Raw genomic sequence first — 16,815 nt, 5'->3', positions numbered from 1 at the left:
GGTGGCCGCCGCACAGGGGGACGGCCGCTCAGCCCCTCTCCGGGGGGCCGCCGGATGTCGGCACGGCCCCGCTCAGCCCCTATCCGGGTCACCGCCGCATGCCGGCACGGCCGCTCAGGGCCTGTCCGGTTGTCCGCCACAAGTCGATATGTCGCTACGAGCACTCAGCCGTCGCGACCGGCCGCAGCCAGCACGGCCTCGCGCAGCCAGCGGTGCGCCGGGTCGTCCGCCCGCCGGGCGTGCCACGCCTGCTGGTAGGCGAAGCGGGGGAGGTCCAGCGGCGGGGTGAACCTGCGCAGCGTCCGGTGCCGGCGCAGCGGGCCGACGGCCCGGCCGGCCACGGTCAGGACCAGATCGGTGCCCGCGAGCAGGTCCACGGCCGCGCTCCAGTGGGGCAGGGTCACGGCGAGGCGCCGGCGCAGCCCGCGCGCCGCGAGTGCCGTCTCGATCTCGTCGTGCGCGTCGGGCCGCATCGCCAGCATGATGTGCGGCCGCTCCAGCCACTCCGCCAGCGACAGGCCCCCCTTCTCCGGCAGTACGGTCCTGTCCGCCAGGCTGACGAACTCCTCCTGGAACAGGTCCTGGACCCGGATGTCCTCGGGCGGGTGCGGGAACACCCCCAGCGCCAGATCCACTTCGCCGTCCGCGAGCTGGGCCAGCATCGCCTCCCGGCTCGCCTGGCTGATCGCCAGGTCCAGGCCCGGCGCCCGCTCGCGGACGTGCCGCACCAGCGGAGGCAGCACGATGCGCGAGGCGTAGTCCGACAGACAGAGCCTGAAGCGCCCTCGGGTGCGCGACGGATCGAAGTCCGGCGCGCTCAGCAGCTCGTTCAGGCGGGTCAGCGCCTCCTCCAAAGGCCGCACCAGCGCCTGCGCACGGGCCGTCAGGACCATACGGCCACCGTGCCGCACCAGCAGGGGATCACCGAACCGCGTACGCAGCTGGGCCAGGACGTGACTGACGGCCGGCTGGCTCTTGTGCAGCCGTGCGGCGGCCCGCGTGACGTGCTTCTCGACCAGCAGGGCGTGCAACGTCAGGAGCTGGTTGAGGTCGATGCGGCGCAGCTCATCCATGCGGCGAATACTACGAATGCGTACGAAGCATTTCCATTGACGGACGTGATGGCGCAGGGTCGAAGCGTCGCCCCGCGCGCCCTGCCGGGGCGACGGCCAACCACCCCCTCACCCTCCGGAAGAGCCATGTCCACCTCGTCCGGGGCCGCCGCCACGCGCGCCCCCTCCGCCGTTCCTCCGTCTGCCCGTCAGGTCCCCGTCCTCTGGCTGGCGTTGCTCGCGTCCCCGGTGGCCGCCGCCGGCAACGCCGCCGTGCTGATCCTCGGCGACCTCGGCCGCTCCCTCGGGACCCCCACGGCCACCGCCTCCTGGCTGGTCACCACGTTCGCACTGGCCCTGGCGGTCGCGACGCCACTGTTCGCGACGCTGCTGCGGCGGCGCGGCACCCGGACCGCGCTGTGGCTCGCCGCCGCCTGCGTCGCCGCCGGCACCGCGCTGATGGCCATATCCCCGTGGCTGCCGCTCCTCCTGGCCGGACGCGCCGTGCAGGCGGCCGGCGGGGCGGGCATGACGGCCATCGCCATGAACCTGGCCGGCACCGCCCGCCGCATGGGCGCGATCAGCGCCGCGACCGGCATCCTCGGCGCCGTGGGACCGCTGCTCGGCGAGCGCCTCACCGAGACGGTCTCCTGGCGCGCGGCGCTGTCCCTCCTCGCGGTCACCCTCCTGGCCGTTCCCGCGGTCGGCCGCCGCACCACACCGGCACCGCCGCGCGCCGGGGACCGCTTCGACGCCCGGGGCGCGCTGCTGCTGGCCGTGCTGTCCGCCGGGCTGGTGCTGCTGCCGTACCGCCCGCTGCCCGCCCTGGCCGTGGCCGCCGTCGCCGCCGCACTGCTCGTCCCGCACATCCGGCACCGCCCGGACGGCTACGTCCCCGCCGCCGCGCTGCGCTCCGGCCACTTCCGCGGCTCGGTCCTGATCGCCCTGGCCCTGTCCGCGTCCTACTTCACGCTGCTGTTCGCGGTGCCCCAGCTGCTCGTCGACCGGGCGGGCCGGCCGGCGACCTCGGTGGCCGTGGGCCAGATGGCCGCCATGATCACCGGGTCCCTGCTCACCCTCGGCTTCGCGGCCGTCTCCGCGCGACTGTGCCAGCGCACGGTACGGGCGATCCTGCTCGCGGCCGGGACGCTCGCCGCCACCGCGGCCGTCCTCGCCCACGGCGCGATCGTGCCCCTCGCGGCGATCGGCCTGGCCGTCTTCGCCGCCACCGCCGCCAACGCCACCCAGTCCGTGGCCGCCGCCTCCGCCGTCCCCGACCGCCACCGCCCCGCCGCCATCGGCCTGTTCCAGCTCGGCTACCTCCTGGGCGGCGCCCTCGGCCCGGCCCTCGCCACCGCACTCGTGCTCCGCTGAACGGCCGACGGTTCGGGCGGAGCCACGGGCGAGGCGCTCCCGCCCATGGACGGCGCGGCACGGATCGACCCCGTCGCGGCACCACGAGGACCCGGCCGGGTTGTTGACGAGGGAGACCGCTGAAACTACTTTTCATCGCATGGATGCGTGTGCGAAGGAAACTTTCCTTCCGTGAGTGTGCGTCAGCTCGACCTGCTGGTGGTCGTCGTCTACCTCGTGGCGATCGCCGTGATCGGACTGCGCCTGGCCGGACGGCAGAAGACGGCGAAGGACTACTTCGTCGGCGAAGGCCACATGCCGTGGTGGACCGTCTCCTTCTCCGTGGTGGCCACCGAGACCAGCGTGCTCACCGTCATCAGCCTGCCGGGCGGCGCCTACACCGGACAGGGCTTCGGCAACGTCGAACTGGCCCTCGGCTACGTCATCGGACGCGTCGTCGTGGCGACCGTCCTCATCCCCCTGTACAAACGGGGCGGCTTCGTCAGCGCCTACCAGTACCTGGGCAGCCGGTTCGGGCTCAAGGTGCAGGGGCTCGCCTCGGTGACGTTCGTCTTCACCCGTTTGCTCGCCGAGGGCGTCCGGCTGTTCGCCTCCGCGATCCCGATCAAGCTGCTGCTGGACGAGTTCGGTGTGCACGCCGGCTACCGCGTCATCATCCTCGTACTCACGGCGATCACCGTCGTCTACACCTACCTCGGCGGCATCCGGGCGGTCATCTGGACGGACGCCATCCAGATGGGCCTGTATCTGGGCGGTGCCCTGCTCGCCATCGGCGTGCTCACCGCCCAGGTCGGCGGTAACGGCGTCCAGCGCGCCCTGCACGCGGGCCGGTTCCGGCTCTTCGACACCGACTTCGCCCTGGCGCACATCCTCACCAGCCCGTTCGCCCTGCCCACCGCGATCATCGGCGGCGCCATCTTCGCGATGGCCAGCCACGGCTCGGACCAGCTGATCGTCCAGCGCGTCCTGGCCACCCGCTCACTGCGCGACGGCCAGAAGGCCATGATCGCCTCCGGGGTCTTCGTCACGCTCCAGTTCGCCGCGTTCTCCCTCGTCGGCGCGCTGCTGTGGTCCTACAACCAGGGCAGGACCTTCCAGGAGCTGGGCCTTTCCAGCTCCGACAACCTCTACCCGGACTTCATCCTGCACGGACTGCCCGTGGTGGTCTCCGGCCTGCTCGTGGCCGGCATCCTCGGCGCGGCCATGGGCTCGCTGTCCTCCGCGCTGAACTCCATGTCGAACTCGACGGTCGCCGACATCATCCACAGCTTCTTCCGGAGCGTGCCCACCGAGGAGTTCCTGCTCCGGCTCGCCCGGCTGATGACCCTGGTGTGGGCGGTGCTGATGGCCCTGTTCGCCTGCGCCTTCAGCACCAGTACCGGCAACGTCTACCTCACCGGCCTCACCATCGCCGGATACACCTACGGCGCGCTCCTCGGGGCGTTCCTCCTCGGCCGGCTCGTCCGGCGGGCGAACGAGACCGACGCCGTGATCGCGTTCCTGGTGACGATCGGCGTCATGACGTACATGGTGCGCGGCGTCAAGATCGACGTCAGCGCGGGCGGCGGCACCGTACCCACCGCGATCGCCGCACAGTGGCTCGTCCCCCTCGGCGTGGCCGTCACCCTGGCCGTGGGCGGGCTGACCAGCCTGTTCCACCGGACACCCCCGAGCGCCCCGGCCCCGCTGGACGACGACGGCACCGAGCGTACGGCGGCCACCGTCGCCCCCGAGTGACCGGACGGACGGACGGCCCGGCGACCGGTAACCGCGACAGCCCCGGAGGAGCCATGCACCAGCCGCAGCAGCAGCCGGCCCCGCCCGCCCGGCGCGGCCCCGGCCGGAAGGAGGCGCCGTGCGCGTGATCGGCCTGATGTCGGGCACCTCGTACGACGCCATCGAGGCCGCCGCGGCCGACCTCGCGCTGGACGGTGACGCCCTGCTCCTACGGCCCCTCGGACACCTCTCCGTCCCCTACCCGGACGAACTGCGGGACCGCGTCGCCGCCGCCCTGCCCCCCGCCCCCACCACCACGCAGGCCGTCTGCGCCCTGGACACCGGCATTGGCCAGGCCTTCGCCGACGCCGCCGGACGCGCCCTGCGCGACCTGTGCGCCGGCACCGCCGACCTCGTGGTCTCGCACGGCCAGACCATGCACCACTGGGTCGAGGACGGCACGGTCCGCGGCACCCTCCAACTCGGCCAGCCCGCCTGGATCGCCGAGGCGACCGGCCTTCCCGTCGTGTCCGACCTGCGCAGCCGGGACGTCGCCGCCGGCGGTCAGGGCGCGCCCCTGGTCGCCCTGACCGACGCCCTGCTGCTGTCCGGGCTGCCCGGCACCCCCGCCGCGCTCAACCTCGGCGGCATCGCCAACATCACCGTTCTCGCACCCGGCGCCGAGCCGCTCGCCTTCGACACCGGCCCCGCCAACGCCCTGCTCGACGCGGCTGTGCACCACTTCACCGACGGCGCCGCCGCCTACGACGAGGACGGCCGCCGGGCCGGTGCCGGACGGGTCAGCCCCGGGCTGCTGCGCGTCCTGCTGGACGACCCCTACTACCGCAGACCCGCCCCGAAGAGCACCGGCAAGGAACACTTCCACCTGTCCTATCTGCGGCGGGCCCTCGACAGCGTGCCCGTGCCGGACACCGCCGACGTGCTGGCCACCCTGACCCGGCTGACCGCCGTCACCGTGGCGGACGCCTGCCGCGCCCACGGCGTCACCCGGCTCGTCGTCTCCGGCGGCGGCACCCGCAACCCGGTGCTGATGCGCATGCTCGCCGAGGAACTGCCGGGCGTGCCCCTCGGACCCAGCGACGAACTGGGCCTGCCGTCGGCCGCCAAGGAGGCCCTGGCCTTCGCCGTCCTGGGGTTCCTCACCGCCCACGGCCTGCCCGGAGCCCTGCCCTCGGGCACCGGAGCCCGCCGCGCCACCGTGCTCGGCAGCATCACTCCCGGCCGGACCCCCCTGCGCCTGCCCGAACCCGCCGCACGGCCACCGCGCCTGCTGCGGATCATCCGCTGACCCGGCCGGCCGCGGCGGGCTGGGAGCCCCGCCCGCCCGGGGTCGGTGCCACCCGGGCGGGCGAGGACGAGGGGAACCGCGCCGGTGTCACGCCGGGCGGGGCCGTCGTACGGAGGTCGGCGGCCAAGGGGGCCGGTGGTCAGGTGCCGGCGCAGTGCGGGGTCGGTGTCCCCGAGGTGCCGGTCGCGGTGAAACCGAATGTGGCTTTGGCGCCGGGGGAGAGAGTGCCGTCGAAGGCGGCGTTGCGGACGGTCGCCCGGCCCTGGGCCGTGGTCAGGGTGCCGTTCCACAGGCTGGTCACGGTGGCCCCGGTCAGGTCCCAGTCGACCGTCCAGCCCGTCAGCGCCCCGGAACCGGTGTTCTCCACGGTGACCTCGGCCTGGTAACCGCCCTGCCAGGAGGAGGCGGTGCGGAAGGTCGCCGTGCACACGCCCGGAGAGGGAGTCGGGGTCGGGGTGGGGGCCGGGGGCGGTTCGGGGGCGTTTCCGTAGGTCAGCCCGTACCCGTACGGGAACAGCGGGGTCTTGCCGTCGCCGTCGTTGACGGGTTCCTGCGAGGCGCCGCGCATCCAGCTCATCGGCAGCTTGCCGGTGGGGGCGTGGTCGCCGAACAGGACGTCGGCGACGCCCGCGCCCTCGGTGCCGGGCAGCCAGGAAGCCAACAGGGCCTTCCAGTCGGGCAGTTGCGCGGTGATGTCGAGCGGCCGGCCGGAGACCAGCACCACGACGACCGGCACCCCGCTCGCCTTCAGCCGGGCGAGGGTCCCCAGGTCCTCCTGATCCAGCCCCAAGCCACCCGGCCGGTCGCCCCGGCCCTCGGCGTACGGGGTCTCGCCGACGACGGCGACGGCGGCGGTGTAACCGGAGTCGATGCCGTTGCCGTACCGGTCGTAGGTGACCCGCGAGGGATCGGTGACGGCGGCGCGGATGCCCTGGAGCACGGTGGTGCCGTCGGTGACGGGACCGCTGCGTCCCTGCCAGCCCACCGTCCAGCCGCCGCTCTGGTTGCCGATGTCGTCGGCGGACTTGCCGGCGACGAACAGCCTGGCCGACTTCGCCAGCGGCAGCACCCCGCCGTCGTTCTTCAGCAGCACCTGGGACTCCCGCACCGCCTGCCGGGCCAGCGACCGGTGCGCCGCCGAGCCGACCGTGGCGGTGAACGACCGGTCCGTCAGCGGGTGTTCGAACAGGCCCAGCTGGAACTTCTTCGTCAGGATGCGGCGGTTGGCGTCGTCGACCCGGGCCTGCGGGATCCGGCCCGCGGTCACCTCGCCGCGCAGCAGGCCGAGGAACTTCTTGTAGTCGTGCGGGACCATCACCATGTCGACGCCCGCGTTGACCGCCGTGGAGATCTCGGCGCCGGTGAAACCGCTCTGCCCGTCGAGCTGGTCGACCGCGGCCCAGTCGGACACGACGAACCCGGTGAACCCCAGCTCGCCCTTGAGCACATCGGTGACCAGGTACCTGTCGGCGTGCGAGCGGACGCCGTTCCACCGGCTGTACGACAGCATCACGGAGCCGACCCCGCGGCGCACCGCCTCCTTGAACGGCGGCAGATGGATCGCCCGCAACTCGGCCTCGGACAGCTGGGTGTCACCCTGGTCCACGCCCGCGGTGGTGCCCCCGTCACCGAGGTAGTGCTTGGCGGTGGCCAGCACCGACGCCGGATCCGCGCCCAGGGTGTCGCCTTGCAGGCCGGTGACGAACGTGGTCATGGCGGAGGGCAGTTCGGGGCTCTCGCCGTACGACTCGTAGGTGCGCCCCCACCGGACGTCGCGGGCGACGCACAGGCACGGGGCGAAGTCCCAGTCGATGCCGGTGCCCGAGATCTCCTCGGCGACCGCGCGTCCGACCCGCTGGACGAGTGCGGGATCGCGGGTGGCGCCGAGTCCGATGTTGTGCGGGTAGAGCGTGGCGCCGCGCACCGCATTGTGGCCGTGCACGGCGTCGATCCCGTAGATCACGGGGATGCCGAGCGGCGTGGCCAGCGCGGTTTGCTGGAGCGAGTCGTAGGTGTCCGCCCAGGTCTGGGCGTTGTTGGGGCTGACCGTGGAGTCGCCTCCGGACAGCACGGACCCGATCCGGTACGCGGCGAGGTCGGACCGCGGGACGAGGGCGTCCTTCTCGATCTGCGTCATCTGGCCGAGCTTGTCGTCCAGCGTCATCCGGGACAGCAGGTCGTTCACCCGGTCCGCGACGGGCAGCGAGGCGTCCTGGTAGGGGAGCCCGGCGGCCGGCGCGGCGGCGGCCCGCTCCGGGACGGCCGTGGCGGGCCCGGAGAGGACCAGGCCCGCCACGCACACGGCGACGGCCGCCGTCACCCGGCGGCGGGCGGACGGAAAGCGCCTGGCGGCGCCGTCGTGGTGCGGTGACAGTCGCATGCGGGTCCTCTCCGAGGAGGCGGGAGGGGCGGCGGGCCCAAGAAGTGGGAGCGCTCCCATCGCCGCTCTGGTGGGGACTGTAGAGACAGGCGCACACCCCTGACAAGACGATCTGCAGAAGAACTTGTCAGGAGGCGCCCGATGCCCGGTCGCCGTCATGTACGGCGGAGCCTGCCGAAGCGGCGCCGGGAGCTCAGCCGTCGTCGCGTACCGCGGCCAGGCCGTTGAACACCCCGATGTACGCGGTGCCGTCCGGACCCAGGGTGATCGGCGCCCAGTTGTTGTCGTACCCGACGCCGGTGCCGACGAGCTGCTTCCAACGGGTCTGCCCGGTGCGGAAGTCGACGGCGGTCAGATACCAGGCGTCCACGCCGAGATTGTTGTGGTCCTTGGTGTAGAGGTAGATCAGCCCGTTGCCGGTGGACAGTTTGGGCACGACGGACGGCGACCGCTCAGCGCTTTCCCACACGGTCTCGCAACCGCTGCCGTCCGGGCGGACGTCGATCCGGGTGACCCCGCCGACGACGCTCCGCCCGAAGGTGAGGGACGAGACGTCCTCGTAACCGTAGTTGTTCTCCACCACCAGGCTGTCGCCCCAGCTGATCAGGGAGTTGTCGGTCGTGGAGGCACCGGAGGCGAAGACGGGGACCTCGCACACCAGACGCCGGCCGGCGGGCACGTCCGCGTCGCGCCGGTAGACCAGGACGTGCATCCGGTCGTCGGCGTTGTCGGTGATCGCCACGTACCGGCCGCCGTCGCCGAAGATGTCCGGTGTGGTGCCCGAACCCTGGTTCACCGAGCCGGGCTTGGTGCCGGTGCCCCGGTCGTAGGTCTGCCGCCACACCACGGCGGGGGTGCCGTCCGCCGCCGCGGTGAACTCGTACAGCGCGTGGTCGGACACGATGGACACGCCGTCGGCGGCGACGGAGAAGGAGTTCTGGATCTCCTCACCGTTCAGCCGGACGGAACGGATGGTCCCGGTGGCGGGGTCGACGGTGCCGATCCGGCCCTGCCGGGTGACCCACCAGATCCGGCCCTGCCAGTCCGGCATGACGGAGGTGACCGGGTCGCAGCTTCCGTCGGGGTACGGGTCGGCCCAGGTCGCGCAGTCGTGGGGCACCTGTTCGGTGAGGTCCCAGTCGTCGGTGACGGTGAACTCCCAGCTCCCGTCGGCCCGTTGCCGGTGGGCGAGGCGGACGATGTGCTGGCGGGAGTCCGCGAGGACCAGCCGGTCCTCGTCGTCCAGGTACGCATAGGCCCCGCCCGAGGTGTCCTTGAAGATCCGGGAGAAGTCGAGCCGGGTGATCGCCTCCACGGTGGACGGGCGCTGGGGCAGCTTGTACTCGGCCAGCGTGGCCAGGGAACGCGGGTCGAGCAGCTTGACCAGGAACCCGGTGAACGTTCCGCACACGGTGACGATCCGCCCCGCCCGGTCGAAGGTGACGGTGGCGCACTCCCCGCCCAGCGGCGCCATCTGCTCGCTGTCGGCCCGGGGCCGGGCGCCGAGCGGGCCGGACCACGGGGAGGTCGCGCTGCCCCAGCCGTCGGCGTGCATCCCGGACCGGCCGTTCGGCGCGAGGTGGGGGTGCTGGGGCGGCGGGGTGCCGGGCAGTGGCCGCGCGGCCACCGGGGCGCCGGCGTAGGTCTCGACCAGGCGGTGCCCGGGCGCCCTGGGGATCGGGTCGGCCGACGCGGGGGACGGCGCGGCGACGGCGGTGCCTGCGGCCAGGGCGAGGGTGAAGGCCAGGGCCCGGCCGGGCGTCCTGCGGGACATAGGGCTCCTCGGAGTGTGTGTGTCGGGTGGTCGCGCCGCCGCGACCCTAGGAGCCGGCCGTCGGGGAGTCCAGGGAAAGATGACGGTTGTTCATGACCCCGCAATACGGGTACTGGCAGCGGTGGACAACCCTCCATCGCACCCATGTGTCTCACTCCGTAATGGCGTGACATCCGATCAAGGGGGCAACATCATGCGACGAACAGCGGCGGCGGCAGCGGCGCTCGTTCTGGCGGGAACCGGGCTGGGGATGGTGACGGCCGCCGCGGGCACCGCGTCGGCGGCCACCACCGGCACCACGGCCTGTCCGACCGGCTGGGGCAGCGGCGACAAGGGCGGAGCCGCGGCGGGCGCCGTACCGCTGAAGTCCGTCAGGGCCGGCCGGCACGACTGCTTCGACCGTCTCGTCTTCGACGTGCCCGGCGGCGGCACCCTCGGCTACTCCGTGCGGTACGTCGACCGGCTCTACCAGCTGGCCAGCGGGGAGCACATCCCGGTCGGCGGCGGCGCCGTGCTCGACGTCCGGGTGGGCGCGCCCGCCTACGAACCGGCGAGCGGCACACCCGCGTACCCCGGGCGGGCCGGACAACCCCTCCCGGGCGTGGACGTCAGCGGGTACAGCACCTTCAGGGACACCCGGTTCTCCGCCAGTTTCGAGGGGGAGACGCAGATCGGCCTCGGCGTCCGCGCCCGCCTGCCGTTCCGGGTGATCCAGCTGCCCGACCAGCTCGTGGTCGACGTGGCGCACTCCTGGTGACGGGCGCGCTTGCGTGACGTGGCGCACTCCTGACAAGGCTTCCTGGTAAGGCTGCGGACGGAAGCGGACGGAAGGCTGGCCCCCGCGCGGCCCGCCGCCCGGGACGGGCGGGCCGAGCGCCTCGCGGCGCCGGCGCGGGGTAGCCGGAACCTACCCTTCCAGCGGTCGGAAAGAAAGCCCTCCGGCGACCCTTTCGACAGTCCACCGACCGCCTGACGGCGTGTTCCGGACGGCGGGCGGGGAGCGGTCGTTGCCATGGCGCTCATATCGGGTATATCCCCCTGGTGCCGACGAAGTGGCACGTGTGGCCGACGCCCGCCCGGGAGGCACGATGAGCCGGCAGCCTGTCCTTCTTCCCTACTCGGACCCGGCCTTCCTGGCCGACCCCTTCCCGCTCTACCGGCGGCTGCGCGAGGAGGGCCCGGTCCGGCGCGCGGTGATCGCCGGCGGCCTGGAGGCATGGCTGATCACCCGCTACGAGGACGGACTCGCCGCCCTCTCCGACCCCAGGCTGAGCAGCGATGTCCGCGACGCCTCCGACCCTCGCCTCCTCGCACAACTGCCCGCGTTCGAGCGCGAGTCGATGATGAGCAGCATGCTGCGCTCCGACCCGCCGGACCACACCCGGCTGCGCCGCCTGGTCTCGAAGGCGTTCACCGCACGCCGGGTCGCCGGGCTGCGCCCCCGTGTCCAGGAGATCACCGACCGCCTGCTCGACGCGGTGGTGCCGGCCGGCCGGGCCGACCTCGTGGCGGACTTCGCGCTGCCGCTGCCGGTTACCGTCATCGGCGAACTGCTCGGCGTACCCGGCGACGACCGGCAGGACTTCCAGCGGTGGACCGACGCCATGCTCGTACGCGGCGAAACCCTGCCCGACCCGGCCGTCGTCAACGAGGCGTGGCAGCGGATGCACGCCTATGTGACCAAGCACCTGGAGACCAAGCGCGCCCGGCCGGGCGACGACCTGCTCAGCGCGCTGATCAGCGCCCACGACGAGGAACAGCGGCTCAGCCAGGACGAGCTGATCGCCATGACCTTCCTGCTGCTGGTGGCCGGGTACGTCACCACGGTCAACCTGATCGCCGGGGGCATCGCCGCGCTGCTCGCCCATCCCGGGCAGCTGTCGTTGCTGCGGGAGCGCCCGGAGCTGCTGCCCGACGCCGTCGAGGAGTTCCTCCGCTACGACGGACCGGTCAACCCGGGGATCGCCCGGTTCGCCCGCGAGGACGTCGACATCGCGGGCGTGACCATTCCCCGCGGGGCCACCGTGGTGATCGCCTCCGCGATCGCCGACCGCGACCCGGCCCGGTTCCCCGACCCCGACAGGCTGGACATCACCCGCGGTGACAGCGGCCATCTGGCCTTCGGGCACGGCATCCACTACTGCCTGGGCGCGCCGCTCGCCCGGCTGGAGGGCGAGATCGCGATCGGCACGGTGCTGCGCCGCCTTCCGGACCTGGCCCTGGCGGTGCCACCGGCCGAGTTGACCTGGCGACCCGGCGGCCTGCGCGGCCCCGCGCGGCTTCCGGTCACGTTCACGCCCGGCGGGCCGATGGCCTGAACAAGGGGGTGCGGCTTCGCCGTCGAACCCCGAGTCACCGCCCCGGTCTCCCGGAACGCCCGCCCAGGTCACCGCCCCCGTCGTCCGGCGGGTCGGGGCGACGGCCCGCGCCACCGTGTCCCGGGCCGGGACGCGCTTCCGGCAGCGGATGCCCGTACAAGACCGGTGACATTGCCGGTCCGGTCGTGCCGCGCGACGCCGACAGTGGCACTGCTCACCCCCACTGGCGGAGCCCGTCGGCCGGCGCGCTCACGCGTGCGTCCGGGCCGGACGGGCGGCTCGCCACGACAGAGAGGACGACTCGTCGTGCAGCACCCGCGCACCAGCACCACGGCACCGGCCCACCGCCCCCGCCCCACCCGTCGTGCCGGACGGCTCGCGGCCCTCGCCGCGTCGGTCACCGCCGTCGTCGGCCTGACCATGCTCGGCGGACCGGCGGCCCACGGTGCCGACAACCCCTACGAGCGCGGTCCGGCGCCCACCGAATCCAGCATCGAGGCGCTCCGCGGCCCGTACGCCGTCGCGGAGACCAGCGTCTCCCGGGTCGCGGTCACCGGCTTCGGCGGGGGCACCATCTACTACCCGACCAGCACCACCGACGGCACCTTCGGCGCGGTGGCCGTCTCACCCGGCTACACCGGCACCCAGTCCTCCATCGCCTGGCTCGGCCCCCGGCTGGCCTCCCAGGGGTTCGTGGTCTTCACCATCGACACGCTGACCACGCTGGACCAGCCCGACTCCCGGGGCAACCAGCTGCTCGCGGCGCTCGACTACCTCACCGAGCGCAGCTCCGTACGCAACCGCGTCGACTCCAGCCGTCTCGGCGTCATGGGCCACTCGATGGGCGGCGGCGGCAGCCTGGAGGCGGCCAAGTCCCGTCCCTCGCTCCAGGCGGCGATCCCGCTGACCCCGTGGAACCTCGACAAGACCTGGCCCGAGGTCAAGACCCCCACCCTGATCTTCGGCGCCGACGGTGACACGATCGCCCCCGTCGCCACCCACGCCGAACCCTTCTACGCCACGCTCCCCAGCTCCCTGGACCGGGCGTACCTGGAGCTGAACGGCGCGACCCACTTCACGCCCAACACCTCGAACACGACGATCGCGAAGTACAGCATTTCGTGGCTGAAGCGGTTCATCGACAACGACACCCGCTACGAGCAGTTCCTGTGCCCGCTGCCACGGCCGAGCCTGACCATCGAGGAGTACCGGGGCAACTGCCCGCACACCTCCTGACCGGCCCTGAGGGCCCCGATGGCGACCGTCGGCCACGGCGGTCGCCACCGGCGTCGCGCCGTGCCGCCCCCGAATTCCCGCACCCCGGACCCGATGCCGCCGCAACGGACCGCAGGGGCCCGGACGCAAGCCTTCCGCGCGTCCTTACGCGTCAGTAAGGTTTCGGGAATGAGCGGACAGACGACTCTGGGGCCCGGTGCGGCGCGGCACCGGCCGGATCCGGTCGCGACGCTGGGGGAGCGGCTGCGGGAGGGCGGCGCGTGCGTCCTGACCGGTGAGCCCGGCAGCGGTCGCTCGACGGTCCTCGCCCGGGTCGCCCGCGCGTTCGACGCCGGGCCCGCCGTGGTCGTACCCGCCCGTCCCGAGGGGTTCCGGCAGCCGCTGGCCGGGCTGCGGGCGCTGTGCCGGGCGGCCGGGGTGCCGGACGCCGACGCCGCCGGCCCGGTGCGAGACCTGGTCGGCGCGCTGCGGGCGACCGCGGCGCCCGGGACGGTCCTGCTCTGCGTCGACGACGCCGACCGGTGGGACACCGCCTCCCGGGCCGCCCTCGGCCGGCTGGCCGCCCGGCTCTCCCCCGGTGGCGGGGTCGCCCTGGTGCTCACCGTGGCCGGAGTCCGGCCCGTGGACCCGGAGTTCACCGGCCTGCCGCTGCTCCGCCTCGCGCCGCTGTCCGCGCCGGCCGCCGCCGCCCTGCTGGACGAGGCCGCGCCGGCCGCGCTCGACCCCCGGGTCCGCGAGGAGATCACGGCCGCCGCCGACGGCAACCCCGGCCTGCTGCTCGGCGTGGTGCACCGCCTGACCCCGGCCCAGCTCGGCGGTATCGCTCCGCTGCCGTGTCCCCTGGTCGAGGCCGAGACCCTCGCCGCGCCGGCGGGCCGCCACCTGACCGGACTGCCGCCGGCCCAGCGGGACCTGCTGCTCGTGACCGCGGCGGCCGTGCAGGTCTCGGGAGAGGCGACCGCCGAGACCGATGTCGTACGACGCGCGGCGGCCCGGCTGGCCGCCGCCGGGCCGGGCCCCGATCCGTTCGCGCATCCGGTCGTGGACCCACTCGCGCGTCCACGCGCCGAGCACGGCCCCCTGCCGGGCCGTGATCTTGGTTTCTTGCCGGAGCCGGATGCCGGGGACGAAGCCGTGCTGCGTGGCGGTCTCGATTCCCTGCCGGAGACGCGCGCCCATGGTGACCCCTTGCCCGGCCATGGCCCCCTTGCGCACCCCCACGACGGCCGCACGCCCGGCCGCGGCTCCCTATCAGGCGCCACCACCGACGACCGGCTCCCGCCGGACGGCATCGCGCTGCCGGAGACGCTGTTCACCGCCGAGGGACGGGTCGGTTTCCGCAGCACGGTGCTGTGCCGGGCGGTGTACGCCGGCGCGTCGGGCGAACGACGCCGTGCGGCCCACGAGGCGCTGGCCCGCACGCTGCCCGACGCCTGCGGCCTTCCGGCGCTGCTGCACCGCTCGTGGGCCGTCACGGCCCCCGCCCCGGCGCTCGCCGCCGCCCTCGCGTCCGTCGCGGCGGACCCGGCGTCGGCGGCCACGCCCGCGCAGCGCAGTACGGCCTACACCCGCGCCGCCGAACTCGCCCCGGACGGCGCCGAACGGGTCCGGTGGTACACGGCCGCCGCCGAACAAGCCCTGCTGGCCGGTCAGTCGGCCCGGGCGCTGCGACTGCTCGACGCGGCCCGCTGCCGGCCGGCGCCCGCACCGGTACGCGCGCGTGCCGAACTGTTGCGCGGTACCGCGCTGCGCTGGGACGGCCCGGTCGACGACGCCCGCGAGACCCTGCTGCTCGCCGCGGCCCTGTCCGCTCCGTACGACCCCGAGCGGTCCGCCGAAGCGGCCCTGGCCGCCGCGGACGCCGCCTGGTCGGCGGGCGATGTCGCCGCGTGCCTGCGCGCCCTGACGCAGGGCCGCTGGTGGACGGGGGCCCACCGCGCGGGAAGGGCCTCCGGCGCCGCTCTCACGGGCCGGTCACTCCCCGGAACCCCGCCCCCGCCCGCCGACCGGACCGTGGCCGAGCGGGTGCCAGGAGCGGGGGAGGCTCCCGGCTCCCTGGGTCGGGTACGGCCGGTGCCCGCTGGTTCAGCCGGAGGTCAGCGGGGGGCCGGCGTGGGGGAGGGTGCCGGCCCGGTGGGTCAGGTACCGCCCATGCCCACCGGTCCAGCCGAGGACGAGCGCGGCCCTGGCATGGCGCGGGCCCCTGGCCCGGCGGCTGAGGTACCGCCACTGCCCGCCGGACCAGCCCGGGACGAGTGGGACCTGGGCATGCCGGAGGCCCCCGGCCCCGGCCCCATGGGTCACGTACCGCACGGGAGCCCGTCCCTGACCGCCGGTGTGCTCGCGGCCGGGCGGGGTCTCGGCGCCGTAGCGGCCCTGCGGGACCACCGCGCGGGCATGCGCGCCGTCCTGCAAGGGCGCTTCGACCTGGCCGCGGCCCCCCTGCGGCGGGTCGTGGACCGCGCGTGGACGGCGGACGACCCCGAGGAACTGCTGCGGGCGGCCTCGGCGGCCCTGCTGCTCGGCGACACCGCCGCCGCCCGCCGGTCCGGCGCCCGGGCGCTCGCGGTGGCCCGTACCCACGGATCCGCCCTGCACGAGACACGCGCCCTGGAGTACCTGGCCTACGGCGAACTCCGCGCCGGACGGCACGCGCTGGCCCGGGCGCACGCCGAGGAGGGGTTGCGCAGCGCCTACCGCGCCGGGCTGCGCAACACGGCCGCCCACCACCACGCGGTGCTCGCTCTGGCCGCCTCCATCGCCGGTGAGGCGCACACCGTCGCCGAGCACGCCACCGCGGCCATGACCACCGCCCGCCGGCACGGCCTGGCCCAGGCCGCCGCGCTGGCCCAGTGGGCGCTGGCCCGCGCCGACCTGGGGCACGGCCGGCCCCGCGAGGCCGCCGAACGGCTCGCACCCCTGGTACGGCCCGGCTCTGGGCGCGGCCACTTCGCCGTCTGGATGCTCGCCGTCCCGTGCTACGTGGAGGCCTGCGCGCTCGCCCGGCAGCCGGAGGGCGCCGGGGACGCGGTCGAGGACTTCGCGCTCTGGGCGGCGTGCGACGCCGACCCGCAGGCCCCCGCGCAACTGCTGCGCTGCCGCGCCCTGCTGGCACCGCCCGAGGCCGCCGACGCGCTGTACCGGCAGGCGCTGCGGCGGCACGGGGAGGGCACCGGGGACTTCGAACGCGCCCGCACCGCACTGCTCTACGGCAAGTGGCTGCGCCGACGCCGCCGGCTGAGCGAGGCACGCACCCATCTGCGGGCCGCGCTGCTCGGCTTCGAGCGCTGCGGCGCCGGCCCGTGGGCCCAGCAGGCGGCGGCGGAACTCCGGGCGAACGGGGTGACCGGGATGGCCGGGGTGGCCGGGATGACCGGGGCCGCCGGTGCGCCCGGCGCGGACGGGCCGGCCGCGGGCGTGCCCGGGGACACGGTCCGGCCGGACGGGTTGGCGCGGCTGACCCCGCAGCAACTGCGCATCGCCCGGCGCGTCGCTCAGGGACTCACCAACCGGGAGGTGGCCCTCAGCCTGTCGGTCAGCACCCGCACCGTCGACTACCACCTGCGCAACGTCTTCGCCGCCCTCGGCGTCCGCTCCCGGATGGAGCTGGCCCGTCTGGTGGAGCGGGCCGGGCAGACCGTGGCCCGGCCGTGAAC

The 16,815-nt window shown here is 74.4% G+C and carries 10 protein-coding genes; 7 read left to right on the top strand and 3 right to left on the bottom strand.

What is annotated here, in order from left to right; genetic code table 11:
- Positions 1-164: 164 nt before the first annotated feature.
- Positions 165-1,073, bottom strand: a complete 909-nt coding sequence (locus IH25_RS0103075; protein ID WP_030602383.1) for a LysR family transcriptional regulator — start codon at positions 1,071-1,073, stop codon at positions 165-167.
- 126 nt (positions 1,074-1,199) lie between these two features.
- Here IH25_RS0103075 and IH25_RS0103070 point away from each other — a divergent pair, with 126 nt between their 5' ends.
- The 3 genes from IH25_RS0103070 to IH25_RS0103060 all read left to right on the top strand — a co-directional run bounded on the left by IH25_RS0103070 (position 1,200) and on the right by IH25_RS0103060 (position 5,451).
- Positions 1,200-2,426: an MFS transporter gene (locus IH25_RS0103070; protein WP_030602380.1), complete on the top strand. Its 1,227-nt coding sequence runs from the start codon at positions 1,200-1,202 to the stop codon at positions 2,424-2,426.
- A gap of 177 nt (positions 2,427-2,603) precedes the next feature.
- Positions 2,604-4,163, top strand: coding sequence for a sodium:solute symporter (locus IH25_RS0103065; RefSeq protein ID WP_030602377.1), 1,560 nt, complete (start codon positions 2,604-2,606; stop codon positions 4,161-4,163).
- Positions 4,164-4,281: 118 nt separating this feature from the next.
- Positions 4,282-5,451, top strand: a complete 1,170-nt coding sequence (locus tag IH25_RS0103060) for an anhydro-N-acetylmuramic acid kinase (protein WP_030602374.1) — start codon at positions 4,282-4,284, stop codon at positions 5,449-5,451.
- 139 nt (positions 5,452-5,590) lie between these two features.
- Here IH25_RS0103060 and IH25_RS0103055 read toward each other — a convergent pair whose 3' ends face one another.
- Both IH25_RS0103055 and IH25_RS0103050 read right to left on the bottom strand, forming a co-directional pair.
- The gene (locus IH25_RS0103055; RefSeq protein WP_051753699.1) at positions 5,591-7,831 is read right to left on the bottom strand and encodes a glycoside hydrolase family 3 N-terminal domain-containing protein; all 2,241 of its coding nucleotides are present in this window, start codon (positions 7,829-7,831) and stop codon (positions 5,591-5,593) included.
- 193 nt (positions 7,832-8,024) lie between these two features.
- Complete coding sequence (locus tag IH25_RS0103050) at positions 8,025-9,605, bottom strand: hypothetical protein (RefSeq protein ID WP_030602368.1); 1,581 nt, start codon at positions 9,603-9,605, stop codon at positions 8,025-8,027.
- Positions 9,606-9,798: 193 nt separating this feature from the next.
- Here IH25_RS0103050 and IH25_RS0103045 point away from each other — a divergent pair, with 193 nt between their 5' ends.
- The 4 genes from IH25_RS0103045 (at position 9,799) to IH25_RS0103030 (ending at position 16,813) form a co-directional block, all read left to right on the top strand.
- Complete coding sequence (locus tag IH25_RS0103045) at positions 9,799-10,362, top strand: AMIN-like domain-containing (lipo)protein (RefSeq protein WP_030602365.1); 564 nt, start codon at positions 9,799-9,801, stop codon at positions 10,360-10,362.
- Between the two features lie 331 nt (positions 10,363-10,693).
- Positions 10,694-11,923 carry a cytochrome P450 family protein gene (locus IH25_RS0103040; protein WP_030602363.1) on the top strand — a complete coding sequence of 410 codons (1,230 nt, stop codon included), beginning with the start codon at positions 10,694-10,696 and terminating at the stop codon, positions 11,921-11,923.
- 306 nt (positions 11,924-12,229) lie between these two features.
- Positions 12,230-13,159 carry a bis(hydroxyethyl) terephthalate hydrolase gene (bdeA, locus tag IH25_RS0103035; RefSeq protein ID WP_030602360.1) on the top strand — a complete coding sequence of 310 codons (930 nt, stop codon included), beginning with the start codon at positions 12,230-12,232 and terminating at the stop codon, positions 13,157-13,159.
- 168 nt (positions 13,160-13,327) lie between these two features.
- Positions 13,328-16,813 (top strand): LuxR C-terminal-related transcriptional regulator, encoded by a 3,486-nt coding sequence (locus tag IH25_RS0103030; protein WP_051753697.1) that lies wholly within the window; start codon positions 13,328-13,330, stop codon positions 16,811-16,813.
- The last annotated feature ends 2 nt before the right edge of the window (positions 16,814-16,815 follow it).

The organism is Streptomyces achromogenes subsp. achromogenes (assembly GCF_000720835.1).
Lineage (GTDB): Bacteria > Actinomycetota > Actinomycetes > Streptomycetales > Streptomycetaceae > Streptomyces > Streptomyces achromogenes.
Note: the sequence above shows the minus strand (reverse complement) of the source record. Positions and strands in the feature narration are given on the sequence as shown.

Excerpts from the sequence above, each read along its gene's own strand:
- IH25_RS0103055 (WP_051753699.1), bottom strand. The coding sequence starts at position 7,831 with ATGCGACTGTCACCGCACCACGACGGCGCCGCCAGGCGCTTTCCGTCC.
- IH25_RS0103070 (WP_030602380.1), top strand. The coding sequence starts at position 1,200 with ATGTCCACCTCGTCCGGGGCCGCCGCCACGCGCGCCCCCTCCGCCGTT.
- IH25_RS0103050 (WP_030602368.1), bottom strand. The coding sequence starts at position 9,605 with ATGTCCCGCAGGACGCCCGGCCGGGCCCTGGCCTTCACCCTCGCCCTG.
- IH25_RS0103075 (WP_030602383.1), bottom strand. The coding sequence starts at position 1,073 with ATGGATGAGCTGCGCCGCATCGACCTCAACCAGCTCCTGACGTTGCAC.
- IH25_RS0103045 (WP_030602365.1), top strand. The coding sequence starts at position 9,799 with ATGCGACGAACAGCGGCGGCGGCAGCGGCGCTCGTTCTGGCGGGAACC.
- IH25_RS0103040 (WP_030602363.1), top strand. The coding sequence starts at position 10,694 with ATGAGCCGGCAGCCTGTCCTTCTTCCCTACTCGGACCCGGCCTTCCTG.
- IH25_RS0103030 (WP_051753697.1), top strand. The coding sequence starts at position 13,328 with ATGAGCGGACAGACGACTCTGGGGCCCGGTGCGGCGCGGCACCGGCCG.